This is a genomic window from Bacillus sp. CFBP9009, assembly GCF_036541465.1.
Classification (GTDB): domain Bacteria; phylum Bacillota; class Bacilli; order Bacillales; family DSM-1321; genus Peribacillus.
In genome coordinates this window covers 64,507-91,330 of the sequence record NZ_JAZHFU010000015.1, presented here as the reverse complement: position 1 = coordinate 91,330, position 26,824 = coordinate 64,507, and the positions used below count along the sequence as shown (strand labels likewise).

Annotated in this window: 24 protein-coding genes and 4 tRNA genes; 27 read left to right on the top strand and 1 reads right to left on the bottom strand. The window is 41.5% G+C overall.

The genetic code is table 11. The features are described from left to right. Positions 1-23: 23 nt before the first annotated feature. From mnmE to V3595_RS23625, 7 genes are all read left to right on the top strand, one after another. Positions 24-1,409 carry a tRNA uridine-5-carboxymethylaminomethyl(34) synthesis GTPase MnmE gene (gene mnmE / locus V3595_RS23655; protein WP_485910049.1) on the top strand — a complete coding sequence of 462 codons (1,386 nt, stop codon included), beginning with the start codon at positions 24-26 and terminating at the stop codon, positions 1,407-1,409. Between the two features lie 21 nt (positions 1,410-1,430). Then, positions 1,431-3,317, top strand: a complete 1,887-nt coding sequence (gene mnmG / locus V3595_RS23650) for a tRNA uridine-5-carboxymethylaminomethyl(34) synthesis enzyme MnmG (RefSeq protein WP_350300819.1) — start codon at positions 1,431-1,433, stop codon at positions 3,315-3,317. 30 nt (positions 3,318-3,347) lie between these two features. Beyond that, positions 3,348-4,064 (top strand): 16S rRNA (guanine(527)-N(7))-methyltransferase RsmG, encoded by a 717-nt coding sequence (gene rsmG / locus V3595_RS23645; RefSeq protein ID WP_485910047.1) that lies wholly within the window; start codon positions 3,348-3,350, stop codon positions 4,062-4,064. A 378-nt stretch (positions 4,065-4,442) separates the two neighbouring features. Beyond that, positions 4,443-5,303, top strand: coding sequence for a nucleoid occlusion protein (gene noc, locus V3595_RS23640; protein WP_101223976.1), 861 nt, complete (start codon positions 4,443-4,445; stop codon positions 5,301-5,303). A gap of 259 nt (positions 5,304-5,562) precedes the next feature. Continuing rightward, positions 5,563-6,324, top strand: coding sequence for a ParA family protein (locus tag V3595_RS23635; protein WP_034316249.1), 762 nt, complete (start codon positions 5,563-5,565; stop codon positions 6,322-6,324). Continuing rightward, a complete protein-coding gene (locus V3595_RS23630; protein WP_485910045.1) occupies positions 6,317-7,177 on the top strand; it encodes a ParB/RepB/Spo0J family partition protein in 861 nt (286 codons plus the stop codon). The genes V3595_RS23635 and V3595_RS23630 overlap by 8 nt, the downstream gene beginning before the upstream one ends. A 53-nt stretch (positions 7,178-7,230) precedes the next feature. Further along, complete coding sequence (locus V3595_RS23625; protein WP_485910043.1) at positions 7,231-7,932, top strand: DUF554 domain-containing protein; 702 nt, start codon at positions 7,231-7,233, stop codon at positions 7,930-7,932. Positions 7,933-7,986: 54 nt separating this feature from the next. Here the strand turns inward: V3595_RS23625 and yyaC are convergent, their stop codons facing one another. After that, positions 7,987-8,622, bottom strand: a complete 636-nt coding sequence (gene yyaC / locus V3595_RS23620; RefSeq protein ID WP_101223973.1) for a spore protease YyaC — start codon at positions 8,620-8,622, stop codon at positions 7,987-7,989. 391 nt (positions 8,623-9,013) lie between these two features. Between yyaC and V3595_RS23615 the strand changes: the two genes are divergently transcribed. From V3595_RS23615 to V3595_RS23520, 20 genes are all read left to right on the top strand, one after another. Next, positions 9,014-9,850: a mechanosensitive ion channel family protein gene (locus V3595_RS23615; RefSeq protein ID WP_485910042.1), complete on the top strand. Its 837-nt coding sequence runs from the start codon at positions 9,014-9,016 to the stop codon at positions 9,848-9,850. 20 nt (positions 9,851-9,870) lie between these two features. Further along, positions 9,871-10,068, top strand: a complete 198-nt coding sequence (locus tag V3595_RS23610) for a DUF951 domain-containing protein (protein ID WP_034316158.1) — start codon at positions 9,871-9,873, stop codon at positions 10,066-10,068. Between the two features lie 168 nt (positions 10,069-10,236). Continuing rightward, positions 10,237-11,337, top strand: a complete 1,101-nt coding sequence (gene ychF / locus V3595_RS23605) for a redox-regulated ATPase YchF (RefSeq protein WP_034316156.1) — start codon at positions 10,237-10,239, stop codon at positions 11,335-11,337. A 193-nt stretch (positions 11,338-11,530) separates the two neighbouring features. After that, on the top strand, positions 11,531-11,815 hold the full coding sequence (gene rpsF, locus V3595_RS23600; protein ID WP_034316153.1) for a 30S ribosomal protein S6: 285 nt from the start codon (positions 11,531-11,533) through the stop codon (positions 11,813-11,815). A gap of 69 nt (positions 11,816-11,884) precedes the next feature. After that, positions 11,885-12,409, top strand: coding sequence for a single-stranded DNA-binding protein (ssb, locus tag V3595_RS23595; RefSeq protein WP_057278276.1), 525 nt, complete (start codon positions 11,885-11,887; stop codon positions 12,407-12,409). A gap of 48 nt (positions 12,410-12,457) precedes the next feature. Further along, the gene (gene rpsR / locus V3595_RS23590; RefSeq protein ID WP_053348323.1) at positions 12,458-12,697 is read left to right on the top strand and encodes a 30S ribosomal protein S18; all 240 of its coding nucleotides are present in this window, start codon (positions 12,458-12,460) and stop codon (positions 12,695-12,697) included. 237 nt (positions 12,698-12,934) lie between these two features. Beyond that, entirely contained in the window at positions 12,935-13,882 is a 948-nt protein-coding gene (locus tag V3595_RS23585) for a YybS family protein (RefSeq protein WP_485910040.1), read from the top strand. Positions 13,883-13,923: 41 nt separating this feature from the next. After that, complete coding sequence (locus tag V3595_RS23580; protein ID WP_485910038.1) at positions 13,924-15,894, top strand: DHH family phosphoesterase; 1,971 nt, start codon at positions 13,924-13,926, stop codon at positions 15,892-15,894. After that, the gene (rplI, locus tag V3595_RS23575) at positions 15,891-16,340 is read left to right on the top strand and encodes a 50S ribosomal protein L9 (RefSeq protein ID WP_101223970.1); all 450 of its coding nucleotides are present in this window, start codon (positions 15,891-15,893) and stop codon (positions 16,338-16,340) included. The genes V3595_RS23580 and rplI overlap by 4 nt, the downstream gene beginning before the upstream one ends. A 140-nt stretch (positions 16,341-16,480) precedes the next feature. Continuing rightward, the gene (gene dnaB, locus V3595_RS23570; protein WP_063234298.1) at positions 16,481-17,845 is read left to right on the top strand and encodes a replicative DNA helicase; all 1,365 of its coding nucleotides are present in this window, start codon (positions 16,481-16,483) and stop codon (positions 17,843-17,845) included. Positions 17,846-18,125: 280 nt separating this feature from the next. Continuing rightward, entirely contained in the window at positions 18,126-19,418 is a 1,293-nt protein-coding gene (locus tag V3595_RS23565; RefSeq protein WP_076368493.1) for an adenylosuccinate synthase, read from the top strand. A 275-nt stretch (positions 19,419-19,693) separates the two neighbouring features. After that, positions 19,694-19,769: transfer RNA gene (locus tag V3595_RS23560), tRNA-Lys, on the top strand. An 8-nt stretch (positions 19,770-19,777) separates the two neighbouring features. Continuing rightward, positions 19,778-19,849: transfer RNA gene (locus tag V3595_RS23555), tRNA-Glu, on the top strand. 23 nt (positions 19,850-19,872) lie between these two features. Next, a tRNA-Asp gene (locus tag V3595_RS23550) sits at positions 19,873-19,948 on the top strand. A 29-nt stretch (positions 19,949-19,977) separates the two neighbouring features. After that, positions 19,978-20,050 (top strand) — tRNA-Phe (locus V3595_RS23545). Positions 20,051-20,460: 410 nt separating this feature from the next. Then, on the top strand, positions 20,461-21,879 hold the full coding sequence (locus V3595_RS23540; RefSeq protein ID WP_485910036.1) for a peptidoglycan DD-metalloendopeptidase family protein: 1,419 nt from the start codon (positions 20,461-20,463) through the stop codon (positions 21,877-21,879). 281 nt (positions 21,880-22,160) lie between these two features. After that, complete coding sequence (gene yycF, locus V3595_RS23535; RefSeq protein ID WP_034316131.1) at positions 22,161-22,868, top strand: response regulator YycF; 708 nt, start codon at positions 22,161-22,163, stop codon at positions 22,866-22,868. 5 nt (positions 22,869-22,873) lie between these two features. Beyond that, positions 22,874-24,706, top strand: coding sequence for a cell wall metabolism sensor histidine kinase WalK (gene walK, locus V3595_RS23530; protein ID WP_485910034.1), 1,833 nt, complete (start codon positions 22,874-22,876; stop codon positions 24,704-24,706). Beyond that, the gene (locus V3595_RS23525) at positions 24,703-26,034 is read left to right on the top strand and encodes a YycH family regulatory protein (protein WP_485910032.1); all 1,332 of its coding nucleotides are present in this window, start codon (positions 24,703-24,705) and stop codon (positions 26,032-26,034) included. The genes walK and V3595_RS23525 overlap by 4 nt, the downstream gene beginning before the upstream one ends. Beyond that, positions 26,021-26,818 carry a two-component system regulatory protein YycI gene (locus tag V3595_RS23520; protein ID WP_485910030.1) on the top strand — a complete coding sequence of 266 codons (798 nt, stop codon included), beginning with the start codon at positions 26,021-26,023 and terminating at the stop codon, positions 26,816-26,818. The genes V3595_RS23525 and V3595_RS23520 overlap by 14 nt, the downstream gene beginning before the upstream one ends. Positions 26,819-26,824 lie beyond the last annotated feature (6 nt).

Genomic DNA, 26,824 nt, shown 5'->3' with positions numbered 1-26,824 from the left:
ATCAATATATAAGAGGTGAAAGCATGGAATTCGATACAATCACCGCTATCTCTACTCCCTTAGGGGAAGGGGCAATCGCCATCGTTAGAATCAGCGGTGATGAGGCCATAGAAATAGCCGACAGGATCTTTAAAGGACCAGGTGGAAAAGGATTGCTTGATGTGAAATCACACACGATTCATTATGGCCACCTTATCCAGCCTAAAACAGGTGAAATCATAGAGGAAGTCATGGTTTCGGTCATGATGGGTCCAAAGACATTTACAAGGGAAGATGTAGTTGAAATAAATTGTCACGGTGGAATCGTTTCGGTCAATCGGGTATTGCAGCTCATTCTCTCACAAGGTGCTCGTTTAGCGGAACCTGGCGAATTTACGAAACGGGCTTTTTTGAATGGCAGGATCGATCTTTCTCAAGCTGAGGCCGTTATGGATTTAATCCGCGCTAAAACGGATAAAGCGATGAATGTTGCATTAGGTCAAATGGAAGGCCGGCTTTCGAAATTAATCCAAAACCTGCGTCAAGAAATTTTACAGACCCTCGCTCAAGTCGAGGTTAATATAGATTATCCGGAATATGATGATGTCGAAGAAATGACGCATCGTTTATTTTTGGAAAAGGGCAGTTATGTGAAGAATGAAATAGAGAAGCTGCTTCACACGGCCCAACAGGGTAAGATACTTAGGGATGGGCTTGCGACCGTTATCATAGGGCGCCCTAATGTCGGAAAATCTTCTTTGCTTAACAGCTTAGTTCATGAAAATAAAGCGATTGTCACTGATATTCCAGGTACAACACGTGACGTAATTGAAGAGTATGTCAATGTTCGCGGTGTACCGCTTAAACTTGTCGATACAGCAGGAATTCGCGAAACGGAAGATATCGTTGAACGAATTGGAGTTGAACGGTCTCGTGCAGTATTAAAAGAGGCCGATTTAATATTGCTTGTATTGAACTATTCGGATGATTTCACTGCCGAAGATGAGAAACTGTTTCAAGCGGTTGAGGGAATGGATGTTATCGTTATCATCAATAAAACCGACCTTCCACAAAAAATCGATATGGCAAAGGTTAAGGAAAAGGCGGCATCCCATAAAGTTGTTTCCACTTCATTACTGGAGGATCGAGGGGTCGATGAATTGGAAGAAGCCATCGCTTCTTTATTTTTTGAAGGTTCTTTAGAAACGGGAGACCTGACGTATGTTTCCAATGCCAGGCATATAGCTTTGCTGGGACAGGCATTACAGTCTATCGAAGATGCAATCGATGCTATTGAAATGTGTACGCCGGTTGATTTGGTTCAAATCGATTTCACGAAAGCCTGGGAGCTACTTGGAGAAATCATTGGCGAAAGCGTTCAGGATAATTTGATCAACCAATTGTTCTCTCAATTTTGTTTAGGAAAATAAGCGTAAAAGGAGGAAAAGGATATGCAATACGAAGCAGGTAGCTATGATGTCATTGTTATTGGTGCCGGTCATGCTGGCAGTGAGGCAGGCCTTGCAGCTGCGAGAGTAGGAGCTAAAACGTTGATGATCACCATTAACTTGGATATGGTCGCCTTTATGCCATGCAATCCCTCCGTTGGCGGGCCGGCAAAAGGGATAGTCGTTAGGGAAATTGACGCTTTAGGCGGTGAAATGGGAAGAAATATCGACAAGACCCATATTCAAATGAGGATGCTCAATACGGCAAAAGGTCCGGCTGTTCGTGCGCTGCGGGCGCAGGCAGATAAATTTCTTTATCAGCAAGAAATGAAAAAGACGATAGAAGACCAAGAAAATTTGACATTGATTCAAGGAATGGTAGAGGAATTAATTGTTGAAAACGACGTATGTACAGGTGTCATCACTAAAACAGGCGCGGTTTACCGTGCGAAAACTGTCGTAATCACGACGGGAACATATTTACGCGGTGAAATCATTTTAGGGGAACTGAAATATTCAAGCGGCCCAAATAATCAGCAGCCTTCCATCAGGCTTTCTGAGCATTTAGAGCAGTTAGGATTTGACTTGGTCCGTTTTAAAACAGGAACGCCGCCACGTGTGAATAGCTCTTCCATAGATTACAGCAAAACGGAAATTCAGCCTGGCGATGAAGTGCCACGAGCATTTTCTTATGAAACGACAAAGTTCATAACGGATCAATTGCCATGCTGGTTAACGTACACGAATGAGGGGACACATCAGCTCATTGATGAAAATCTGCACCGTTCGCCAATGTATTCCGGAATGATAAAAGGAACCGGACCGCGTTATTGTCCATCGATAGAAGATAAAGTCGTTCGTTTTAATGATAAACCACGGCATCAAATCTTCCTGGAACCTGAAGGCCGCAATACAAAGGAAGTTTATGTGCAAGGTTTATCCACCAGTCTGCCTGAAGATGTACAAGTGAAAATCCTGCAAACAATTCCAGGACTTGAAAAGGCGGAAATGATGCGTGCTGGATATGCAATTGAATATGATGCTATCGTTCCTACGCAGCTATGGCCCACACTTGAAACGAAGAAAATCAAAAATCTGTATACTGCAGGCCAAATTAACGGGACATCCGGCTACGAGGAAGCAGCAGGACAAGGGTTGATGGCCGGTATTAATGCAGGATTGAATGCAATGGGTAAAGAAGAACTGATTTTAAGCCGTTCGGATGCCTATATTGGTGTTCTCATTGATGACCTTGTGACGAAAGGTACGAATGAACCATACCGTTTGCTGACTTCACGTGCAGAATACCGTTTATTATTGCGTCATGATAATGCCGATTTACGCTTAACGGAAATTGGATTCAATATCGGGATGATCAAAGAAGAACGCTACAATCGTTTCCTTATGAAAAAAGAAGCGGTTGAAATGGAAAAGGAACGACTGAAATCAAACTTCATCAAACCGACCAAAGAGGTTCAAGAAGTCATTACTGCAAGCGGCGGCAGTGAGTTGAAGGATGGAATCCGTGCCTCCGATTTATTGAAACGGCCTGAAATGGATTATTCCCACATTCAGAAGTTGGCGCCAAGTGATGTCGAACTGAGCGATGAAGTGACGGAACAGGTCGAAATCCAGATCAAGTATGAAGGATATATCGAAAAATCCTTGCAGCAAGTCGATCGCCTGAAAAAAATGGAGAATAAAAAGATTCCAGAGAATATCGATTATGATGCAATTTCTGGTCTTGCAACGGAAGCACGTCAAAAATTAAAGCAGGTCCACCCGCTATCAGTAGCTCAGGCTTCAAGAATTTCAGGTGTGAATCCCGCTGATGTTTCCATTTTGCTTGTTTATTTGGAACAAGGTAAGATCGCCAGAGTATCTCAGTAATGGAAATACCCGAAAAGGATTGAAGCAGACATGAATATTGAACAGTTCCAACAAGCACTGCTGGAGAAAGGAATCGAGCTTTCTCCTCAACAGCTTGATCAGTTTGACACTTATTATCGATTATTGGTGGAATGGAACGAAAAGATGAACTTAACAGCCATCACTGATAAAGAAGAAGTTTATCTGAAGCATTTTTATGATTCAATCAGTGCAGCCTTCTATTTTGACTTTAATAAATCATATCGAATTTGCGATGTTGGGGCTGGAGCTGGATTTCCGAGTATTCCATTGAAGATTTGTTTCCCTGATATCCACGTCTCGATTGTGGATTCCTTGAATAAGCGAATTTCTTTTTTGAATCACCTTGCGGATTCCTTGCAATTAAAGGGAGTTTCCTTCTATCATGACCGGGCTGAAACCTTCGCCCAAAAACCGGAGCATCGCGAATCCTATGATATTGTCATGGCAAGGGCGGTAGCCAGGATGTCTGTTTTAAGTGAACTATGTTTGCCGCTTGTTAAACCGGATGGGACATTCATTGCCATGAAAGCGGCTAGTGCACAAGATGAAATGGACACTGGGAAGAAGGCCATTTTTACGTTAGGCGGAGAAATCAAAGAAATTCATCCTTTCACATTGCCAGAGGAAAATAGTGAAAGAAACATCATTACTGTAAAAAAAGTGAAGAAGACTCCTAAAAAATACCCGAGAAAACCAGGGACACCAAATAAACAGCCTATTGAATAATCTTTGCAAGAGGAGTATGTTTTCATAGTAAGCGCAGATGATTCAGATATATGGCTGGTACTTGCCCTTATTTTCTTTTACTATAAATGTATGAACTTATTATTTACACTCAATACTGCATTTGCCAACAAGAAGGCATTTAGGTACATGTTAAAACGTGTGCCCTGTGCTGGCTGATTCAGGGAAATAGTCTAGGGCATGCCGGCCGATATTTATAATAATTGGCCTTCCATTCCTCATTATTGCCTTGATGGCGCCAGTCGACATGTTTTTTACAGTGAAGGGCCATATGTATAACCATGTCGGGAAATGTATGCAGGACTTGTCCTTTAAATAGAGAATATGTTATTTGGGAGTTTTAAAAGGTGGTGTAGGAAGATGAAGCATCCTTTTTCGCGGTTCTTTGGGTTTGGCGAAAAAGAAGAAGAGCAACTAGAGATGGAGACACCTAGCAATAATAATGAAGAGATAAGAAAAATTTCCATTTCTGATATTGTGCCTAATCGATTTCAACCAAGGACCGTTTTTAATGACGATAAAATTGCTGAATTGGCTCAAACGATTCATACTCATGGGATCATTCAACCAATTGTAGTAAGGGCTTATGGTCAGGGAAAATATGAAATCATTGCAGGTGAGCGTCGTTTCCGGGCCATGCAAAAGCTTGGCTGGGAATTGGCACCTGCTATAATCAAGGATTTCACCGATACAGAAACGGCTTCCGTCGCGCTGATAGAAAACCTTCAGCGTGAAGAACTGACACCGATTGAAGAAGCTTTGGCTTACGGAAAACTATTGGAGCTGCATAGTTTAACCCAAGAAGCTCTGGCACAAAGACTGGGAATAGGTCAATCTACCGTGGCGAATAAGCTTCGGCTGCTTAAGCTGCCACAGGAGGTTCAGGATGCACTTCTTCAAAAGCAAATTACGGAACGCCATGCCCGCTCGTTGATACCGTTAAAGAGTCCTGAAAAGCAGCTTAAACTGCTTGTGGAAATCATCGAAAAAGGGTTGAACGTCAAGCAGACCGAAGAGCAGGTCGTCAAGCTCCTGACGGGTACTGTGCAGAAGCCGAAACCTAAACGAAAAGCGTTTAGTAAAGACATGAGGATTGCCGTGAATACCATACGCCAATCACTCAATATGGTTACAGACAATGGAATAAATTTGGATGCAGAGGAAGAAGAATTCGAGGAGTATTATCAGTTCACGATTAAAATACCCAAGAAAAAAACTTGATTCCCTATCCTTAGCCCGCTTGGTAGTCTTCGATTACCAAGCTTTTTTATTTTCTCTCCAAAACTGGCATTTTCCGCCTTGAAAACATTCAACTTTCCCCGGGTTATTAATGCTTTTAGGTGTATTTGAAATTTTAAGAGGAATTTCAGAAAACGATTTCTTCCAGTAACATTCATGATAAAATAGAAAGAAATAAATGGATTTACGGTACAAATCAATAGATATAGCGTGATGAAGATAGTTGAAAGCAGGTGAATTCGTGGGGAAGATTCTCGCCATTGCCAATCAAAAGGGCGGTGTTGGAAAAACGACAACTTCTGTCAGTCTAAGTGCTTGTCTTGCATATATAGGACAGAAAGTCTTAATGGTCGATATTGACCCGCAGGGAAATGCGACAAGCGGTGCAGGTATCGACAAAGCAGATGTGGAACAATGTATTTATGATGTATTGGTTGATGATGTCGAGGCCAGTACCGTTATCATGGAAACAAAGGTAGAAAACCTATATGCCATACCTGCGACAATTCAACTTGCAGGTGCAGAAATTGAACTTGTTCCAACCATCTCAAGGGAAGTCCGATTAAAAAGGGCGTTAGAAGAGGTGCAAAGCCAATATGATTACATTGTGATTGACTGCCCTCCATCATTGGGTTTGCTTACGCTTAATGCTTTAACGGCCGCTGATGCAGTTTTGATTCCGGTACAATGTGAATATTATGCATTGGAAGGTTTGAGTCAGCTGTTGAATACGGTCCGCCTCGTCCAAAAGCATTTGAACCATGATTTGAAAATCGAGGGTGTGCTCTTGACGATGTTGGATGCAAGAACAAATCTAGGTCTCCAGGTCATAGAAGAAGTAAAAAAATACTTTCAGGATAAAGTCTATCAAACCATCATTCCCCGCAATGTCCGTTTGAGTGAAGCACCGAGCCATGGAGAACCGATAATTATATATGATCCAAAGTCACGTGGGGCGGAGGTCTATCTAGAACTGGCAAAGGAAGTGGTATCAAATGGCTAAAGGACTTGGCAAAGGACTAAACGCACTTTTCAACAGTGGGGAGATCAGTAAAGATGAAATCGTGCGCGAAATCAAAGTAAGGGAATTAAGGCCAAATCCTTATCAGCCCCGAAAGAGCTTTCGGCTTGAAGCTATAGAGGAATTAAAGCAATCCATCATGGAACACGGGATATTACAGCCGATTATTGCCCGGGAAAGCATTAAGGGATATGAAATCGTGGCTGGGGAAAGGCGTTACCGTGCTGCCAAGGAAGCTGGTTTAAAGACAGTTCCGGTCGTTGTGAGGAAATTGAGCGAACAGCAGATGATGGAACTGGCGATTTTGGAAAACCTGCAACGGGAGGATTTGAATCCGATAGAGGAAGCCGTCGCTTACCAAACACTTCTGGAAAAATTGGAATTCACCCAGGAGCAGTTGGCCAATCGGCTGGGTAAAAGCCGGCCCCATATAGCAAACCATGTTAGATTACTTTCTTTGCCTGAAGGGATTAGGAGATATATCTCCGACGGGGAAATTTCCATGGGGCATGGACGGGCATTGCTAGGTTTAAAGAAAAAAGAGTTGCTTAAGCCGGTAGTGGATAAAATCCTCAAAGAAGGTATGAATGTCAGACAGCTAGAGCAATATATACATCAATTGAATGATACCGTTTCACGTGAAACCAAACCTAAGAAACAAGAGAAAAAAGATATATTCATAAAGCAACGGGAGACAAGTCTGCGTGAAAGACTAGGAACGAGCGTAACGATAAAACAAAGCAAGAAAAAAGGAAAAATAGAAATAGAATTCTTTTCAAAAGAAGATTTAGAGAGAATTTTGAACTTGATCGATCAAGAGAACCTTTCCTCTTAGATCGCCTTTATGAAAAGATCGTGACGACTTATGCAGAAAATTAGGTGGATGAGATGGTATTATTAGGGGCCTTGGTGAATGGTGCCTGCATTTTAATCGGTTCGATTTTAGGAAGGTTTTTACAACATATACCTGAAAAGATAAAAGAAACGGTCATGAACGGCATCGGTTTGGCTGTCATGGTCTTAGGTTTGCAGATGGGGTTTAAAAGCGATAATTTCCTTGTTGTCATTTTAAGTATTGTCGGAGGGGCTGTCCTTGGTGAATGGATGAATCTTGAGGCTAGGCTTAATTCTTTAGGCAATTGGCTTGAACGCAGGATGAAAGCGAAGGAAGGAACTTCGATATCTCAGGGGTTTGTTACGGCTACGCTCATATTTGGCATTGGGGCGATGGCCATTATCGGTGCCCTGGATAGCGGTATCCGGAATGATCATGACGTTTTGATAACAAAAGCGATCATCGATGGATTTACAGCATTGGTCCTTGCCAGCACGCTCGGCATAGGTGTACTTTTTTCAGCATTTCCGATCATTCTTTATGAGGGGTTAATGGCGATTTTTTCAAGGCAGATCAATACGATGATCCCAACTGCTTTAATGGATTCCTTCATATTGGAAATGACGGCAACTGGGGGAGTCATGATTTTGGCAATTGGTTTGAATATTATCGGTGTCACCAAAATAAGGGTGGCGAATTTGCTTCCAGGCATAATGATCACCGCCATTCTGGTTACTTTCATGTATTATGTATAAAAAAGAAGGAAGGGGATGACCCCTTCCTTCTTTTTTATCATAAGCAAAAATCGATCAAAGGGTTTTTTCTTGCTTGAATGACCATGTGAAAGGAGTGATGGTAGGTTTTATTGGATAATGATTTTGTGCTTCATGAATCCCCTCGGCAATGGTTTTGGCCATTTTTAGCACAAGATTAAGACGAGTGTTCTGCAAGACCATGAACTCCATGAATCCACTTACATTCACGATTCCTGTAATATGGGCATTTCCAACGGAAGGAAGATCTTTATTGACCCCAGCACCTGGCTTCACTGGTCCCTGGCCGATTTGAACTATGCCGACGCTTTTCATTTTCCCTAAGCAAGCATCGATTCCGACTATAAATGGATTGGTATGCATCTTTTTGATTTCATTTAATTTTTCCTGTAAATTCATCGCATGTATAGGATCATCCAGAGTACCATAAACATGGAATGAAGAAGAACTGTTTTCAGCTTTTTCACTAAGCAGAGTGCCGACAAGTGGTCCGAGTGAATCGCCTGTGGAACGGTCTGTGCCTATACAGACGATGACGATTGGTTGAAGCTTTCCGGTAGGTAGGAGGTTGATCAATTCCTGGGAAATTTGTTTGGATGCATCCGTATCTTCATGCAGGATGCGACTCAATCTATTTTTATTATTATTAAATAGACTAGAATTCAGATTCATCGGCTCAACTCCTTTACTTTATTTGGTATTACAGTATACGGATAAAAAGGGGAAAATATACGGTATTTAACATAATGGATGAGGGAATTTTTTGTAGAACATGCAAACAGGTGAAGGGGATATGAATCGACGTGCTTCCTCTACCAATTGCTTTCATTTATACTTTCTAGTAAATAATTACTTGAATATTTGGGAAAAAACTTCTAATTCTTTTACCTATATACCCATAATTTTTTTGTACAGAAACCATTATTTATTGATAAAATAGAGAAAATCTCTCTAATTCATGGTTATCTCCATGCATGAAGGGTAGAGGAATACGTCTATATGGGAGAAATCATATATAAGATATAATAGTTTTGCAGTTATTTGCATTAGGCAGGAGGAAAATATGGATCGCATTTATGATAGCGTTACAAAAGAGATATTGGATGAAAAGATATGGCTGCTGATGGGCGAGGGCATTATTAAAATCTTCCTTGTTCTGTTGTTATCGCGTATTATTATTACAATAGGAAAGACTATTCTGAATAAATTTTTCAAAGCTCGTTTAAGAAGTCCAATTCGGGTATCGGAGCGCAGGGAAGCGACACTCATTAAATTGCTGGAAAATATCATTACTTATGTCATCAATTTCATTGCCTTGTTGATGATTCTGGAGATTTTTGGACTTCATGTGATGCCATTACTCGCTGGTGCTGGTGTTCTCGGTTTGGCGATTGGGTTTGGTGCTCAAAGTCTGGTCAAGGATATAATTACCGGATTTTTCGTTATTTTTGAAGATCATTTCTCGGTTGGGGATTATATTAAAATCAATACTTTTGAAGGGGAAGTCATTGAAATCGGGCTTCGTACAACAAAAATCAAAAGCAGTGCAGGTGAATTGCACTTCATACCCAACGGCAGCATCATCCAGGTCACGAATTATTCCATTTTAAACAGTATGGCTGTTGTGGATGTGACCATACCTAACGATGGATCGGTCGAGCGTGCCGAGAAGGTGCTGATTGATCTTTTAAACAGTATGGAAGGCAAATATGAAGCCTTGGTCAAAGCACCAGAATTTTTGGGAATTGAAAAAATCAGTCCTGAAGAAATCGTCTTTCGGGTTAAAGCGGAAACAAAGCCGATGCATCACATCGAAATCAGCAGGATATTAAGAAATGAAATAAGTGCTGCGCTTGATTCAAGTGGGATTAAATCTACGTACAATGGCAGCGAGTCATAGGAGTTAGGGGGCTCATGGTTATGGAAGAAAAGGAATTTGCACTTAAGGATATTGTGGAAATGAAGAAACCACATCCGTGTGGAGTGAATAAGTGGAGAATTATACGGCTCGGTATGGATATCCGGATAAAATGTGAAGGGTGCGGTCATAGCGTGATGCTGCCCCGACGTGAATTCGCAAAGAAAATGAAAAAAGTTCTGCAAAAGCATGAGGAGTGATCATGCTTTTTTTTTGGGAGTGAAAGTAGTCCTGCGTTTCTCATGATTTACTTGTCTTTTTAGGAAGCGAAATCTATAATTGGGAAAGGTTTAGGTAATTGGATGGTCTTTATAGAAGATCGGTTCTTTTCCCATATGTACGAATCATCTTGAAGGAGTGAAATATAAATGGCTTTAACAGCTGGTATAGTCGGTTTGCCTAACGTAGGTAAATCCACTTTATTTAATGCAATTACTCAGGCAGGTGCGGAATCTGCCAACTATCCTTTCTGTACGATCGACCCTAATGTCGGGATCGTGGAAGTGCCAGATCACCGTCTGCAAAAATTGACTGAATTAGTTAAACCGAAAAAGACGGTTCCGACAGCATTTGAATTCACGGATATCGCCGGGATTGTAAAAGGAGCAAGTAAAGGAGAAGGATTGGGTAATAAATTCCTTTCCCACATCCGTCAAGTGGATGCCATTTGTCAAGTCGTCCGTTGCTTTGCAGACGATAACATTACCCATGTTTCCGGAAAAGTAAATCCAATCGATGATATTGAAGTCATCAACCTTGAATTGATCCTTGCCGATTTGGAATCTGTTGTCAAACGCATCGACCGTGTCGGAAAAATGGCCAAGCAAAAAGATAAAGCCGCTGTTGCAGAACATGAAATCCTTGTGGCTTTAAAAGAAGCTTTGGAAGATGAAAAGCCTGCACGTTCCGTTGAGTTTACTGAAGAGCAGCAAAAAATCGTGAAGGGCATGCATTTACTTACAGCGAAGCCGACGCTTTACGTAGCGAACGTGAGCGAAGATGAAGTGGCGAATGCTGACGATAATGAATATGTACAGCAAGTTCGTGAATATGCTGCGAAGGAAAATGCCGAAGTAATCGTGATTTGTGCCAAAATCGAAGAAGAAATTGCAGAGCTTGAAGGTGAAGAAAAGGAAATGTTCCTATCTGAACTTGGCATTGAGGAGTCAGGTCTTGATCAGTTGATCCGTGCTTCTTATAATCTGCTTGGATTGGCAACATACTTTACAGCTGGTGTACAGGAAGTGCGTGCTTGGACATTCCGCAAAGGAATGAAAGCCCCTCAATGTGCCGGCGTCATTCACACGGACTTCGAACGTGGTTTCATCCGTGCCGAAACGGTTTCTTATACCGATTTACTTGAAGCGGGCAGTCATGGTGCCGCAAAAGAAGCGGGTAAAGTCCGTTTGGAAGGAAAAGAATACATCGTTAACGATGGCGATGTTATCCATTTCCGTTTTAACGTTTAAGATTCAAAGACCCTACCGTTCCATATGTAGGGTCTTTTTTGCGACTTGAATCATTAGATTACAATTAATTGTAATAAGTCGAACCGTTCGTTGCAAAGCCTCTTTAACTATGCTATAATTTTATCTTGTGAGTAATTATAAATAATTGCTCCTTGCCCAATTGGGCCGCTTAGACCAAAAGGAGGTGACAGTGATGAGAAAATACGAAATTATGTATATCATCCGTCCAAACATTGAGGAAGAAGCTAAAAAAGCTTTAGTTGAACGTTTCAACACAATCCTTTCTGATAATGGTGCGGAAGTAGAAGCAAAAGAATGGGGTAAACGCCGTCTTGCATATGAAATCAATGATTTCCGTGATGGTTACTACATGCTTCTTAAAGTTAACGCTGAAAGTGCTGCGATTCAAGAATTCGATCGTCTTGCTAAAATCAGTGAAGACATTATTCGCCACATGGCTACTAGAGAAGAAGTTTAATTCAATATTTAATATAAATTCTAATCTTGTTTCACATGAAACAAGCTTGAAACCTAGGGGTTGATTCTGATGATGAATCGCGTAGTTTTGGTAGGACGCTTAACTAAAGATCCTGAATTACGATATACACCTAATGGGGTTCCCGTAGCTACCTTTACTTTAGCTGTGAACCGTAGTTTTACGAATCAGCAGGGTGAACGTGAAGCGGATTTCATTAACTGTGTAGTTTGGCGTAAACCTGCAGAAAATGTAGCTAACTTCTTGAAAAAGGGCAGTTTAGCTGGCGTGGATGGACGTGTCCAAACACGTAATTATGAAGGACAAGACGGCAAACGCGTATATGTGACGGAGATTCTGGCTGAGAGCGTTCAATTCCTTGAACCACGAAGCAGTTCAGCGGGTGAAAGAAATGAAGGCGGTTCTTACGGTGGAGGTCAAAGAAGTTATGGCAATAACGGAAATGACAACAATTCGTATGGACAAAATCCTAATCAGAATCAACGGAGCAATAACAACTACACTCGTGTAGATGATGATCCATTTGCTAATGACGGTAAAACAATCGACATTTCAGATGATGATCTTCCGTTTTAAACAGCCGTTTAAAATGAAAATTCAAAAAAGCAGGGAGGGAAATATATTATGGCAATGGGTGGACGTAAAGGACGCGGTAAGCGTAAAAAGGTTTGTTATTTCACATCTAACGGAATCACTAAAATTGATTACAAAGATACAGATCTTCTTAAAAAATTCGTCTCAGAACGCGGTAAAATTTTACCACGTCGTGTAACTGGCACAAGCGCTAAATATCAACGTAAATTAACGATTGCTATTAAACGCTCACGTACTATGGCATTACTACCATACGTATCTGGTGAATAATAAATTGGCACATTGAGGAGTTATCCTTAATGTGCCTTTTTTATAAGTTATCACTTATGCCTGAAAACTGCTGAATTGCGGTTTTTTTTTATTTCAGAAGGAAGTTATCCGGGCGCTTTCCTCAGGAAAAATAATCATATCCTAAAAAAGACTGAGATGTTTGAAATATCCTGGCCGTAACGGATACAATATAAAGATGGAGATAAGACATCAATAATAACAGGGGGTGAAATAAAGATGAATAGCGGGAGACGAATTGCCGAGGGCGGAGCACTTCTGGCACTATATTGCATTTTATTGTTCATCACCATTCAAATCCCACTATTGGGTATTTTCACTACTTTCTTTTTACCCATTCCATTCATACTGGTCACAATCAAACAAAAGTTATCGTGGAGCCTTGGTTACTTATTTGTAGCCTCGTTATTGTCGATCCTCATCGGGACGATATTGTCTGTTCCGCTAACCTTGCTCATGGGGGCAACGGGAATTGCTATCGGCTATTTTTTGAAAAAGGATAAACCGATGGCACCAATGTTCATAAGCGCAGTCCTTGTCTTTCTGGGGGGCATTTTATTAATGTATGCAGCTTCAGTTTTGATAACGGATGTAAATTACATAGAAGAATCGATGAACATTCTTGAGGGGTCCATTGAAAATACAATCGGCATCATGGATTCTTTTGGACAGGCACCGACGGAACAAGTCAAAAAGCAGATGTATGAATCAATCGATATGATGAACACGCTGATGCCAAGTTTGTTCGTCTTGATGTCCGTCATCATGGTTTTATTGATTTTCTTTGCGGCGCACCCCATTGTGAAGAGATTCAGTGATAAGGCGTTAAAATGGCCCCATTTTCGAGATCTGCGACTCCCGAAAAGCCTTTTATGGTATTATTTAATTACGATGCTTCTTGCTCTTTTTGTGAATACGGACAAGAACAGTTTTGTATATATGGCCATAACGAACCTATTTTTCATACTGCAGTTCTTCATATTATTACAAGGATATTCCCTGATATTCTATATCGCTCATGTTAAGTCATGGGTTAAGGCCATACCTGTTTTAATCGTGGTTTTTTCTTTGCTTCTGCCAATTCCGATTATTACGACGGCCGTCCGATTTTTAGGTATAATAGATTTAGGCTTTCCATTTAGGGAGACAATCAAGAAAAAGGAATAGAAGACTTTTTTGTAAAACAGATGCTTTTAGGAGCTGAAACTATGCCATCTTATTTGAAAGAATACTCGATTAAGTCCCCAATATATGGGGTGCTCGCCGCGGTCGTTTTACTTTTGGGCGTCCTGGCTTATTATAATTGGGTTATTGCACTTGTTGGATTATTGATTCTTGCTGGTTTATTTTATTTAACATTAAGAATGGTAGAAAAAAAGCAACGGAAGACAGAAGAGTATATAACGACTTTATCTTACCGTTTAAAGAAGGTAGGCGAAGAAGCGTTATTGGAAATGCCGATTGGGATCATGCTCTTTAATGAGGATTATTACATTGAATGGACCAATCCATTCCTGGCTTCTTGTTTTAGTGAAGATTCCTTGGCAGGAAGATCGCTATACGATGTTGCGGACTCGATAGTACCGTTAATCAAGCAAGAGATCGAGACAGAGACACTTACGCTCCACGATCGGAAATTCAAGGTGGTCCATAAGCGTGATGAAAGGCTTCTTTACTTTTTTGATGTGACGGAGCAAGTGGAAATCGAGAAATTATATGAAGATGAGCGAACGGCAATTGCGATCATTCTTCTTGATAACTATGATGATTTGACCCAGGGTATGGATGATCAGCGTAAAAGCAGCATTAATAGCTTGGTTACCTCACTTCTTGATAAATGGGCAAGGGATAATGGCGTTTTCTTTAAACGGGTTTCCTCGGAACGATTCATCGCAGTCTTTAATGAGCATATCCTTCAGCAGCTTGAAAAGGGGAAATTCTCGATTTTGGATGAAATCAGGGAAACGACGGCCAAGCAAAATGTACCATTGACCTTGAGCATCGGTGTCGGCTCGGCGGTGTCATCCTTGCCGGAACTAGGTACGCTTGCACAGTCCAGCTTGGATCTCGCTTTAGGACGTGGCGGCGATCAGGTAGCCATAAAGCAAGCGAATGGAAAAGTGAAATTCTATGGCGGCAAAACCAATCCGATGGAAAAACGCACGAGGGTCCGTGCCCGTGTTATTTCGCATGCATTGAAGGATATAGTACTTGATAGCGATAAAGTCATTGTCATGGGCCATAAAAACCCGGATATGGACGCAATCGGTTCAGCGATCGGCATCTTGAAGGTTGCCCAAATGAATGAACGTGAAGGCTATATTGTCATCAACACCCAGCAGCTCGATAGCAGCGTCCTTCGTTTAATGGAAGAGATCAAAAATAAAGAAGAGCTGTATGCCCGGTTCATAACACCTGATGATGCATTTGAAATGATTACGGATGAGACGTTGCTGGTTGTGGTTGATACGCATAAACCTTCCATGGTAATTGAAGAGCGGTTATTGAATAGGATCGATAAGGTTGTGGTCATCGATCATCATCGCCGGGGTGAGGAGTTCATCAAGAACTCATTGCTCGTCTATATGGAGCCATATGCATCTTCAACGGCAGAACTTGTGACCGAACTGCTTGAATATCAGCCGAAACGCTCAAAGATTGATATGCTGGAGTCGACGGCGCTTCTTGCGGGTATCATCGTCGATACGAAAAGCTTCACCTTGAGAACGGGTTCACGCACTTTCGATGCCGCCTCTTATCTAAGGGCGCATGGAGCTGATACGGTACTTGTCCAGAAATTCTTAAAAGAAGACGTGGACACCTATATCAAACGTTCGAAGCTCATTGAAGAAGTCATCTTTTATAAAAAGGGAATTGCCATTGCAGCGGCAAAAACCGATCAGGTTCATAATCAGGTGCTCATTGCTCAGGCTGCGGACACCCTATTGACCATGGATGGCGTTGTCGCTTCCTTTGTAATGGCTAAGCGATCTGATGATACAGTTGGCATAAGTGCGCGCTCTCTCGGTGATATCAATGTACAGGTGATCATGGAAATGTTGAATGGAGGCGGACATCTAACAAATGCAGCCACTCAGCAGGTATGCTCCATTAATGAAGCCGAAAGTCGATTGAAAGCAGCTATTGATGAATATTTAGAAGGGGGACATAAAGAATGAAAGTGATATTTCTTAAAGACGTAAAAGGTAAAGGGAAAAAAGGGGAAGTTAAAAATGTTGCAGATGGTTATGCACATAATTTCCTGCTTAAACAAGGATTGGCGGTTGAAGCAAATAATTCAAATGTAAAAACTTTGGAAGCCCAGAAAAATAAAGAAGAATCACTTGCAGCAGAAGAGCTGCAGCAAGCTGAAGAATTGAAAGTGCAGCTGGAGAAGTTAACGGTTGAACTATCAGCCAAAGCCGGTGAGGGCGGGCGTTTGTTCGGTTCAATCACGACTAAACAAATTGCCTCGGAGCTTCAGAAAAAACACGGTATCAAGATAGATAAACGTAAAATGGAGCTTGCTGACGGCATCCGTTCTTTAGGGCATACAAAGCTTCCAGTCAAGCTTCATCCTGAGGTCACTGCGACACTGACTGTGCATGTGAAAGAAATTAACTAATTTTAGCTGTTTCATATCTGTGAAAAATTGATAAAATAGAGATAGACGAAAAATGTGATTGGGCATGTTGTCCTTTCACTTTTTTCTTTTTTACTAGAAACATATAAAAGGTATCCTCTTAGATTGGGAGGTTTTAAGATATGATAGAACAATTTCAGGATAGGATTCCCCCTCAAAATATAGAAGCCGAACAGGCTGTACTGGGAGCCATTTTTCTAGAGCCCTCTTCATTGACCGTTACATCGGAAGTTTTGATTCCGGAAGACTTTTACAGAAGCTCTCATCAAAAGATTTTTAATGTGATGCTTAAATTGAATGACGAAGGAAAAGCTGTCGATTTGATTACGGTGACAGAGGAACTGGCTGCGACAAAAAACCTTGAAGAAGTTGGCGGTGTTTCTTATTTAAGTGAATTGGCCGGATCGGTACCTACCGCGGCCAATATTGAATATTATGCCCGCATCGTCGAGGAGAAGTCATTGCTGCGTCGTTTGATCAGGACAGCGACCAACATCGCTCAGGAAGGCTACAGTCGCGAGGACGAGGTCGAGGAGCTGCTCGGGGAAGCAGAAAAAACGATCATGGAAGTGGCCCAGCGTAAAAATTCCGGGTCTTTTCAAAATATTAAAGATGTATTGGTAGCGACGTACGATAACATAGAAGTTTTGACTACCCGTAAAGGGGATGTCACGGGAATACCGACAGGGTTTGCTGAACTGGATCGAATGACAGCAGGGTTCCAACGTAATGACCTCATTATAGTGGGTGCCCGTCCTTCGGTTGGTAAAACCGCTTTTGCATTGAATATCGCTCAAAACGTTGCGACCAAAACGGAGGAGAATGTAGCGATTTTCAGTCTTGAAATGGGTGCAGAGCAGCTCGTTATGCGTATGCTCTGTGCTGAAGGGAATATCAACGCTCAGAATTTACGGACAGGTTCCTTAACTGATGAGGATTGGCGTAAACTGACGATGGCGATGGGAAGCTTGTCGAATGCCGGCATTTATATCGATGATACGCCAGGTGTGAGGATTGGTGAAATCCGTTCAAAATGCCGTCGTTTGAAGCAGGAACATGGCCTTGGCATGATATTGATCGATTACCTGCAGTTAATTCAAGGCGATGGTCGTTCAGGCGACAACCGTCAGCAAGAGGTATCCGAGATTTCACGTTCACTCAAAGCGCTCGCTCGTGAACTTAAAGTGCCCGTCATCGCCCTTTCCCAGCTATCGCGGGGAGTGGAGCAGCGTCAGGATAAGCGCCCGATGATGTCTGATATCCGGGAATCCGGGAGTATCGAGCAAGATGCTGATATCGTCGCATTCTTATACCGTGATGATTATTATGATAAAGAATCCGAGAACAAAAATATCATTGAAATCATTATAGCGAAACAGCGTAATGGTCCAGTAGGCACGGTTTCGCTTGCATTCGTGAAAGAATATAATAAATTCGTTAACCTTGAACGCCGCTTCGATGATGATTCGATGTCTCCCGGCGCATAGGGAACTGCCTGCCATTCATGCAATGGCGGGCTTTCTCTGTTTCGGGGAAAAGAAAGGCCGTTATGATAATAGAAAAAGAAATCAGAGGGTACAATAATGTTTGACAATCCAAAAAAACCGGAAAGAAATTTCTCATATTTACGAACAAAGATTTTTTTGAAAAGTGTATTGTTCGGATTTTGTATTGACTTCCAGTTTGGATTATTGATAAAATAGGTTTGTTTGATAAGAACCGGTTAATGATCGGTATTACGTGAACCTTTGGAGGTGCTTTATTCAGATGTCATCAGTTGTAGTAGTCGGTACACAATGGGGAGACGAAGGTAAAGGTAAAATAACAGATTTTCTATCCCAGAATGCGGAAGCCATCGCTCGTTATCAAGGTGGGAATAATGCAGGGCATACAATAAAATTTAACGGCGTTACCTATAAACTGCATTTAATTCCGTCAGGGATTTTTTATAGTGATAAGATTTGTGTCATTGGAAATGGTATGGTGGTTGATCCAAAAGCTCTTGTAGAGGAGCTTGCTTACTTACATAGCCATGGGGTGAGTACGGATAATCTTCGTATCTCGAACCGTGCACATGTCATTCTTCCTTACCATATCAAATTGGATGAAGTCGAAGAAGACCGTAAAGGCGCCAACAAAATTGGAACGACTAAAAAGGGTATCGGCCCTGCATATATGGACAAAGCTGCTCGTAACGGAATCCGCATGGCAGACCTTTTGGACCGTGAAATTTTTGAGGAAAAATTGTCTCAAAATCTTGTCGAAAAAAACCGTATGTTCGAACGTTTCTATGAAACGGAAGGTTTCAAAATCGAAGATATCTTGGAAGAATACTATGAGTACGGACAACAAGTGCAGAAATATGTTTGTGATACATCCGTCGTATTGAATGACGCACTTGATGAAGGAAAACGCGTATTATTCGAAGGGGCACAAGGTGTTATGCTTGATATCGATCAAGGAACATACCCATTCGTTACTTCATCTAACCCGGTTGCAGGTGGGGTTACGATCGGTTCTGGTGTAGGTCCTACGAAAATCAACCATGTGGTTGGAGTATGTAAAGCATATACAAGCCGTGTGGGCGATGGTCCTTTCCCTACAGAATTACATGATGAAGTCGGTAACCAAATCCGTGAAATTGGCCGGGAATATGGTACAACTACAGGCAGACCGCGCCGTGTAGGCTGGTTTGACGCTGTTGTCGTTCGCCATGCTCGCCGTGTCAGCGGGATTACCGATTTATCATTGAACTCGATTGACGTATTATCAGGTCTTGATACGGTCAAAATTTGTGTGGCTTATGACTACAAAGGCGAGATCATTCATGAGGTTCCAGCGACTTTGAAAGCGATTGGCGAATGTAAGCCAGTCTATGAAGAGCTGCCAGGCTGGTCAGAAGACATCACAGGCTGCAAATCATTGGATGAGCTTCCAGAGAACGCTCGCCACTATGTAGAGCGCGTATCTCAATTGGTAGGCATTCCTTTGACCACTTTCTCGGTCGGTCCTGACCGTAACCAAACTAATGTCGTGAGAAGCCCTTGGCGTCTAGCGTAATTCATGAAAAAGGAGCTGGCTTTTTTTGCCGGCTCTTCTTTCATTATTAAGTTCTATGCATCATCTGTCACGTTCGGGAGGTCCGGGATACCGAATGAATGGATTAAACTGTAGGGAAAATGAAATAGATAAGAAAAAAATAATTTTATTTCAAAAAACTATTGCCTAAACTATACTAACCATGATATTATCAAAAGCGTCGTCACAATAGAACAAGCCATTAACAAGCAGCAGATGTTAAGTTCACATCATGCAAAGAAACATTTCATTAGAACGAGCCATTAGCTCAGTTGGTAGAGCATCTGACTTTTAATCAGAGGGTCGAAGGTTCGAATCCTTCATGGCTCACCATTTTTTCCGGCCCATTGGTCAAGCGGTTAAGACACCGCCCTTTCACGGCGGTAACACGGGTTCGAATCCCGTATGGGTCACTTCTTTATATAAATGCTTTACTGGTCCCGTGGTGTAGCGGTTAACATGCCTGCCTGTCACGCAGGAGATCGCGGGTTCGATTCCCGTCGGGACCGCCATTTTATTTTTATACTAAAATAGAATATTTGGCTCAGTAGCTCAGTCGGTAGAGCAAAGGACTGAAAATCCTTGTGTCGGCGGTTCGATTCCGTCCTGAGCCATCCTTTTATAAACGCCTTTCCTTTAGGGCGTTTTTTTGTTTTGCATTCAGATGTATTAAGTATGAAATACTGTTAATAGATTGTTAACGATTTGTAACATTCCAATTTAGACCAATTCGGCATATAACTCGCTTTTAGCCTTGCTGGGCTTAAGTCCACCCCTTTTTCCGCAGTTTATTGAACCTTTCCCATTACCATATTTATTGGTACATGTTGTCACCATTTATACAGTTCTATTACATTATGAAGTCTGTTTCTTGTTTTTTTTCTTAATATGGTAGAGTTATGAGTGATAAAAATCATTATAGCAATCAGTCATGAGCATGTGATATTTAAAATGGACTAATAAAACTCAAAATAAATTTGATTAGTTTCTTAATTGGTGACTGAGCCGTTAAGGAGGACAATATATGTTTAGCTCAAAAGGTAAGGGGATCATCCTGTTGATGGTTTCCGTCATTCTAGTGCTTGCAGGAAATCGGGCAACTGCTGCTGGGCTATCGGAAACTGCAACCATACAGCATGTTTATCATAACGATGAGTTCGTCGGAAGTGTCACGGATGAAACGGAAATCGAAAAGATCGTAGCAGATAAAGTAGAAAAAGCACAGGAAGATTATCCTGACTTTACATTCGATAAGGAGAAACAGCTGACTTTTGTACCTGAAGAGGTATTCGATGAAGAGGTAAAAGAGGATCAGGCTGTAAAGGAAATTCAAGATCAGTTGAATGTGAAGGCAGAGGCGTATGAAATCGACATAGATAATCAGGCGGTCGCTTATGTTGCGTCAAAGGAAGATGCCGAGGACGTTCTGGAGAAAATCACTTTATTATATGTGGATGAAGAGGAATACGCTGAATACGAATCAGGTAAAAAAGAAAGTGAAAAAGATGCGGATCCGTTAAAAGAGGCAGGAAGCAGAATTCTGGACATCGAATTTTCACTTCCGGTTACGTCTATAAAGACAATGGTATATCCAGACGAAATCAAGAGCGTCGATGAAACCCTTTCCATGATAGAAGAAGGAAAGGAAGAAACGACGATCTATGAGGCTAAGGAAGATGAAGATCTTGAAGCCATTGCCACTAGGCATGATATGGACCTGGATCAACTGCTGGAGCTGAATCCGGGACAGGATGAGAACAAAGATGTTAAAGAGGGCGAGCGTCTCTATGTGACCCAGCGTACCCCCTATGTGAACGTAATGGTAGAAAGAGAAGTATTTAAGGAAGAGAGAATTCCTTTTCAAAAGAAAGTGAAGGAGGATGACGAACTCCTTAAGGGCGAGATCATTACTGATCAAATAGGGAATGAGGGGATTCTTGCGTTCACCTATAATGTATCTGAAACAAACGGAAAGAAAATCAGTGAAACGATCGTAAAAAAAGAAGTCACGGAAAAAGCCAAAACAGAAATCACCAGAAAAGGCACCAAGGTCATTCCTTCACAGGGAAGCGGTACATATTCATGGCCTGCAGATGGCGGCTATATTTCCAGTAAGCAGGGCCAGCGCTGGGGGAAACTTCATAAAGGTATTGATATTGCCCGGCCAACCACCAGGACCATAACGGCAGCAGATCATGGAATAATCGAAACTGCCGGAAACTCCGGAGGATATGGAAATAAGATAACGATCAATCATAATAACGGGTATAAGACAGTGTATGCCCATTTGGATTCAATAGATGTAAAAGCAGGACAAAAGATTGAAAAAGGCATGAAAATCGGCATGATGGGTTCAACAGGACACTCGACTGGTGTCCACCTCCATTTTGAAATATATAAAAATGGGTCTCTCGTTAATCCGCTAAACTTTATAAGTCAGTAACCGGTGGAAGTCTTCGAAAAATATTCGAAGACTTCTTCTGCTTCATACATAGATGAGAATAATAGGAAAAAGGTGATTTAATGCCTATAAAATGATAAAGTAGAATAGAGACAATTTGCTTTCATTTCCGGTGTTCAGCCCCTTTTATTGGGTATATATATGTAAGTTTGCTGAACTAGGTTGCGAAGATTGGTGCAAGCAGAAGGAAAAGTGAATAAGGTCCCGGATAAGGACACGGTTTTTAATAGATTCAGTTCAGTTATTAAAAAGGAGATAAGTACATGGATAAAAAGATTCTGGTAGTGGATGACGAAAAGCCAATTGCTGATATATTACAATTCAATCTAAAAAAAGAAGGCTATGAAGTTTTTTGTGCTTATGATGGCAATGAAGCCCTCAAAATGGTAGAAGAACGGCAACCTGATTTGATCTTACTTGATATCATGCTGCCGCAGCGTGATGGGATGGAAGTTTGCAGGGAAGTAAGGAAGAAGTATGAAACGCCGATCATCATGTTAACGGCAAAAGATTCAGAGATAGATAAGGTCTTAGGATTGGAGCTTGGTGCAGACGACTATGTGACAAAGCCATTTAGTACCCGGGAAATAATTGCCCGCGTTAAGGCGAACTTAAGACGTCAGCAAGCTGTTCCGGTTCCCGATCAAGAAAATGAACCGAAGGAAATTACGATAGGAACGCTCACAATCCATCCGGATGCCTATGTGGTATCCAAGCGGGGCGATACGATTGAATTGACGCATCGCGAATTTGAGTTGCTTCATTACTTAGCGAAGCACATCGGTCAGGTCATGACAAGGGAGCACTTATTGCAAACCGTGTGGGGCTATGATTATTTCGGGGATGTACGGACGGTCGATGTAACGGTCAGACGTCTTCGCGAGAAGATTGAAGACAATCCTAGCCATCCTGGCTGGATTGTAACTAGAAGAGGGGTCGGTTATTACCTGCGTAACCCTGAACAGGAGTAGTTTCTATGAAAAAGGTTGGTTTTTTTCGCTCAATCCATTTTAAATTTGTTCTGATTTATGTTTTGCTCATTTTCGTAGCAATGCAAATAATCGGGGTATATTTTGTTGGGGAATTGGAAGAAAATCTTGTTGGGAACTTTACGAAATCAATAAAAGGCCACGTTAACCTGCTTACCTACAGCATTGGTGAAGAAATGGAAAAAGAGAGGGGAGAGGAAGATCCAACCCTCGAAGAAGCGATTGATACGATATTGAAAGACCGGGATAATTCATCGAATGATATTTCGGAAGTACGTGTCATCGACACCCGCAGCAGACGCGTGATCGGAACTTCAGCCCCAGGTAACCAGGATATTGTAGGGAAGAAGACAACAGAGGTCCTTATCAAGAATACGCTCATTTATGGAAAAGAAGATAATGATATATTTCGGGATAAGAAAACAGGCAGGCGGCTCTGGGTCCTTTCGACACCCGTTGAAGCAAATGGGGAGGTCATTGGCGCCGTCTATGTAATAGCTGAGATGGAAAATGTCTTTGAGCAGATGGATGAAATCAATAGCATCTTCATGACGGGTACGGCCATCGCCTTAGTCATTACGGCCATCTTGGGGATCCTGCTCGCACGAACGATCACTAGACCAATGTCTGATATGAGAAAACAGGCGCTGGTGATGGCAAAAGGGAATTTCTCCAGAAAAGTCAGGGTATATGGCGATGATGAAATTGGCCAGCTTGCCGTCACTTTCAATAATTTGACCAAAAAGCTTCAAGAGTCGCAATCAAGTACAGAAGGAGAGCGGCGTAAGCTATCATCTGTCCTTGCCAATATGACGGATGGCGTAATTTCAACGGACAGACGCGGTCGGGTGAACTTGATTAATGAACCGGCGGCACAATTATTGAATGTTTCGCGTGAAACCGTCATGAATCAACCGATCATTGAGGTTTTGGGTCTTGAAGAAGAATATAAATTTGAGGATTTACTGGAAGAGCGAGAATCCGTAATCCTCGATTACAGCAAAAAAAATCGGCCTTTCATTTTGAGGGGGAACTTTTCGGTCATTCAAAAGGAAACGGGATTCGTTAATGGTTTGATTACTGTTTTGCATGATATAACAGAGCAGGAAAAAATCGAGAGTGAACGCAGGGAATTTGTTGCCAATGTATCACATGAACTGCGAACTCCGCTAACGACGATGAGAAGTTACCTGGAGGCATTGGCTGAAGGTGCATGGAAGGACGAGGAAATCGCTCCATCCTTTTTAAGTGTGACCCAAAATGAAACGGAGCGAATGATCAGGCTTGTTAATGATCTGTTACAGCTTTCGAAAATGGACAGTAAAGATTACAGACTTAAAACAGGCTGGGTGAATTTCAATAAATTCTATGACCACATCATCGATCGTTTTGAAATGACGAAAAATGATGACATCACGTTTAAGCGTGATTTGCCGAAGGAAGCTTATTTTGTGGATATTGATGAAGATAAAATTACCCAGGTTCTCTATAATGTAATCTCCAACTCGTTAAAGTACTCACCTGAAGGGGGTCAAGTGACTTTCCGCGTCAGGGCATCTGATGGCTTTATCATTGTGAGCATTTCAGATCAAGGAGTGGGTATCCCGAAAAACGTTATTGATAAAATTTTCGACCGCTTCTACCGTGTGGATAAAGCAAGGGCCCGTAACTTAGGCGGGACAGGGCTTGGTTTAGCGATTGCAAAAGAGATGGTCGTGGCGCATGGCGGGAAAATATGGGCGGAAAGTGTGGATGGAAAAGGAACTACCGTGTTCTTTACACTTCCTTACGAACAGGAAGAAGAGGATGATTGGTCATGAATTTTGAACGTGCAAAAAGTATCATACTGATTATTTTGGTTGGGACAAGCATTTTTTTGACATGGAGCATTTGGACTTACGAGCCTGAATATGATCCATTTGAACAATCGTCGGAATTTATAAAGATTAAAAGCGATGTCCAGATTGTCAGTGATGTCATTAAACCAGTCAGTATCCTTTTCCATGGCAATGGGCAGCATTTCCAGACTTCCAATCCGGCAGAAATGAATGAAATGGAAAAACAATTTTCGCAATGGCGTTTCAGAGGCTTAAAAGAGGTATCTGTAAAAAGGCTGCAAAGGAAATTTGACGATTTTGTCCATGAAGATGGGTCTATTGAAATCGAATTTTCCGATGATATACCCATCGCTCTTTATAAAACGGTATTGAATATAACGGATAAGGAAGTGCCTGAATTTTCGTTTGATCGAATCATCATTAAACAAAAGGATATCAGCGGTAATGAATCTGCCGTTTATTTTGTTTCCTACGATCAAGAGAAGATTTATCAAGCTATGGTGGACTCTAAAAAACTAAGGAATTTCATGGATTCATTTTATAGGGGTTCCTACGATAAGCACCCTGAATACACGGCCGAAACGATAAACGGCAAAAGGACGCTGTTCGTTCCGGAAAACCCAGTGGAGATCAACAGACTTGAATATTATATTGACTATTTGGATATTGGAAACTTGAAAAATGCGTTATTTAATTATCCGAAGTTCGTACGCCAGGAATCCGTTTCGGTCGGTGAGGAATACACGGATGGAACAAGACTTATGACGGTCAATAAAGAGAATTACTTAATTTCTTATATCAATCCGGCACAAAAGAGCAAGTTATTTGGCAGTTCTAGTGACCTTCTGCAAAAAAGCATCGATTTCATCAATGATCATGCTGGTTGGGAAGATAACAATTACCGCTTTGCCTATATGTCGGAGAATGAACAACGAGTGGTATTTCGCTTATTCGTGAATGGTTATCCGGCTTTCAATGATTATGGAATGACTGAAATCGAGCAAATTTGGGGGAAAGAAGAAATTTATAGCTATGACCGCCCGTACTTTTCACTTGACTCAGTCCTCCCGTCAGAAGGATCGCCAAAGACTTTACCAAGCGGTATAGAAGTATTGAATAAGCTGAAATCGAAAGATAATATCGATTTCAAAAGCGTGGAGGACATCTCGATTGGTTATAGATTGAATAAATCCCTCGATTCCAAACTTGTGACTCTAGTTACACTCGAGCCCACTTGGTATTATCGTATCGGCGATAAATGGTTTATTGTGCCTTTTGAAGAAGGAGGCGATCAAAGTGGATTGGAATAATACAAAGTCGATATTCATCATGGTTTTCTTCATTTTGAATATTTTTCTTCTTTATCAATTCCTGGAAAAGATTAATGACTCCCAATTAGAAAGTTTTACGGAGCCCCTTACGGATGAACTTTTAAAAGAAGATGAGATTTCAATAGAAACCCCGCTTCCGAAACAAAAGTTGAAGGATCAATTCCTGATTGCCCAAAGCAAGACCTTCGAGAAGAAAGATATACAGCACCTAAAGAATCAAAAAGCAAAAATCATCGATGATAAGAACCTAGTGGGTACATTTAAGATACCGGTTGGCATGAAAGAGGAAATTAATGCTGCAGACGTGGATATATTCCTGAAGGAGTATATATTAAATGGAAGTGAGTATCATTTTTGGAGCTATGATGAAATCAGCCAGACCATAATCTGCTATCAAGTGGCAGATAAAAAGATGTTTTATAATAATAGTAAGGGGAAGGTCACTTTATATCTGAACAAGAAGGGTGAAATCGTCTCCTATGAACAGATGTATTTAGAGGGGATCGAAAAATTCAACAAACCTAAAGAATTGGTATCTGCTTTAACTGCTATTGGAGCATTGTATGATAATGGTGATATTGCTCCCAAAAGCAAAGTCACGAATGTAAAATTAGGTTTTTACAATTCGCTGCAGACGACATCTGTGTCACATTTACTTGTGCCAACATGGTGGGTGGTCATTGATGACGAAACGGATCTCTTCGTGAACGCTTTTGATGGAGAGGTCATTGAATTGAATACAGAAGAAAAAATACTGGAGTGAGTATAG

What these genes read in the sequence shown, in the direction of transcription:
- mnmE (WP_485910049.1), top strand. Translation starts at nt 24, where the DNA reads ATGGAATTCGATACAATCACCGCTATCTCTACTCCCTTAGGGGAAGGG.
- mnmG (WP_350300819.1), top strand. Translation starts at nt 1,431, where the DNA reads ATGCAATACGAAGCAGGTAGCTATGATGTCATTGTTATTGGTGCCGGT.
- rsmG (WP_485910047.1), top strand. Translation starts at nt 3,348, where the DNA reads ATGAATATTGAACAGTTCCAACAAGCACTGCTGGAGAAAGGAATCGAG.
- noc (WP_101223976.1), top strand. Translation starts at nt 4,443, where the DNA reads ATGAAGCATCCTTTTTCGCGGTTCTTTGGGTTTGGCGAAAAAGAAGAA.
- V3595_RS23630 (WP_485910045.1), top strand. Translation starts at nt 6,317, where the DNA reads ATGGCTAAAGGACTTGGCAAAGGACTAAACGCACTTTTCAACAGTGGG.
- V3595_RS23625 (WP_485910043.1), top strand. Translation starts at nt 7,231, where the DNA reads ATGGTATTATTAGGGGCCTTGGTGAATGGTGCCTGCATTTTAATCGGT.
- yyaC (WP_101223973.1), bottom strand. Translation starts at nt 8,622, where the DNA reads ATGAATCTGAATTCTAGTCTATTTAATAATAATAAAAATAGATTGAGT.
- V3595_RS23615 (WP_485910042.1), top strand. Translation starts at nt 9,014, where the DNA reads ATGGATCGCATTTATGATAGCGTTACAAAAGAGATATTGGATGAAAAG.
- V3595_RS23610 (WP_034316158.1), top strand. Translation starts at nt 9,871, where the DNA reads ATGGAAGAAAAGGAATTTGCACTTAAGGATATTGTGGAAATGAAGAAA.
- ychF (WP_034316156.1), top strand. Translation starts at nt 10,237, where the DNA reads ATGGCTTTAACAGCTGGTATAGTCGGTTTGCCTAACGTAGGTAAATCC.
- rpsF (WP_034316153.1), top strand. Translation starts at nt 11,531, where the DNA reads ATGAGAAAATACGAAATTATGTATATCATCCGTCCAAACATTGAGGAA.
- ssb (WP_057278276.1), top strand. Translation starts at nt 11,885, where the DNA reads ATGATGAATCGCGTAGTTTTGGTAGGACGCTTAACTAAAGATCCTGAA.
- rpsR (WP_053348323.1), top strand. Translation starts at nt 12,458, where the DNA reads ATGGCAATGGGTGGACGTAAAGGACGCGGTAAGCGTAAAAAGGTTTGT.
- V3595_RS23585 (WP_485910040.1), top strand. Translation starts at nt 12,935, where the DNA reads ATGAATAGCGGGAGACGAATTGCCGAGGGCGGAGCACTTCTGGCACTA.
- V3595_RS23580 (WP_485910038.1), top strand. Translation starts at nt 13,924, where the DNA reads ATGCCATCTTATTTGAAAGAATACTCGATTAAGTCCCCAATATATGGG.
- rplI (WP_101223970.1), top strand. Translation starts at nt 15,891, where the DNA reads ATGAAAGTGATATTTCTTAAAGACGTAAAAGGTAAAGGGAAAAAAGGG.
- dnaB (WP_063234298.1), top strand. Translation starts at nt 16,481, where the DNA reads ATGATAGAACAATTTCAGGATAGGATTCCCCCTCAAAATATAGAAGCC.
- V3595_RS23565 (WP_076368493.1), top strand. Translation starts at nt 18,126, where the DNA reads ATGTCATCAGTTGTAGTAGTCGGTACACAATGGGGAGACGAAGGTAAA.
- V3595_RS23540 (WP_485910036.1), top strand. Translation starts at nt 20,461, where the DNA reads ATGTTTAGCTCAAAAGGTAAGGGGATCATCCTGTTGATGGTTTCCGTC.
- yycF (WP_034316131.1), top strand. Translation starts at nt 22,161, where the DNA reads ATGGATAAAAAGATTCTGGTAGTGGATGACGAAAAGCCAATTGCTGAT.
- walK (WP_485910034.1), top strand. Translation starts at nt 22,874, where the DNA reads ATGAAAAAGGTTGGTTTTTTTCGCTCAATCCATTTTAAATTTGTTCTG.
- V3595_RS23525 (WP_485910032.1), top strand. Translation starts at nt 24,703, where the DNA reads ATGAATTTTGAACGTGCAAAAAGTATCATACTGATTATTTTGGTTGGG.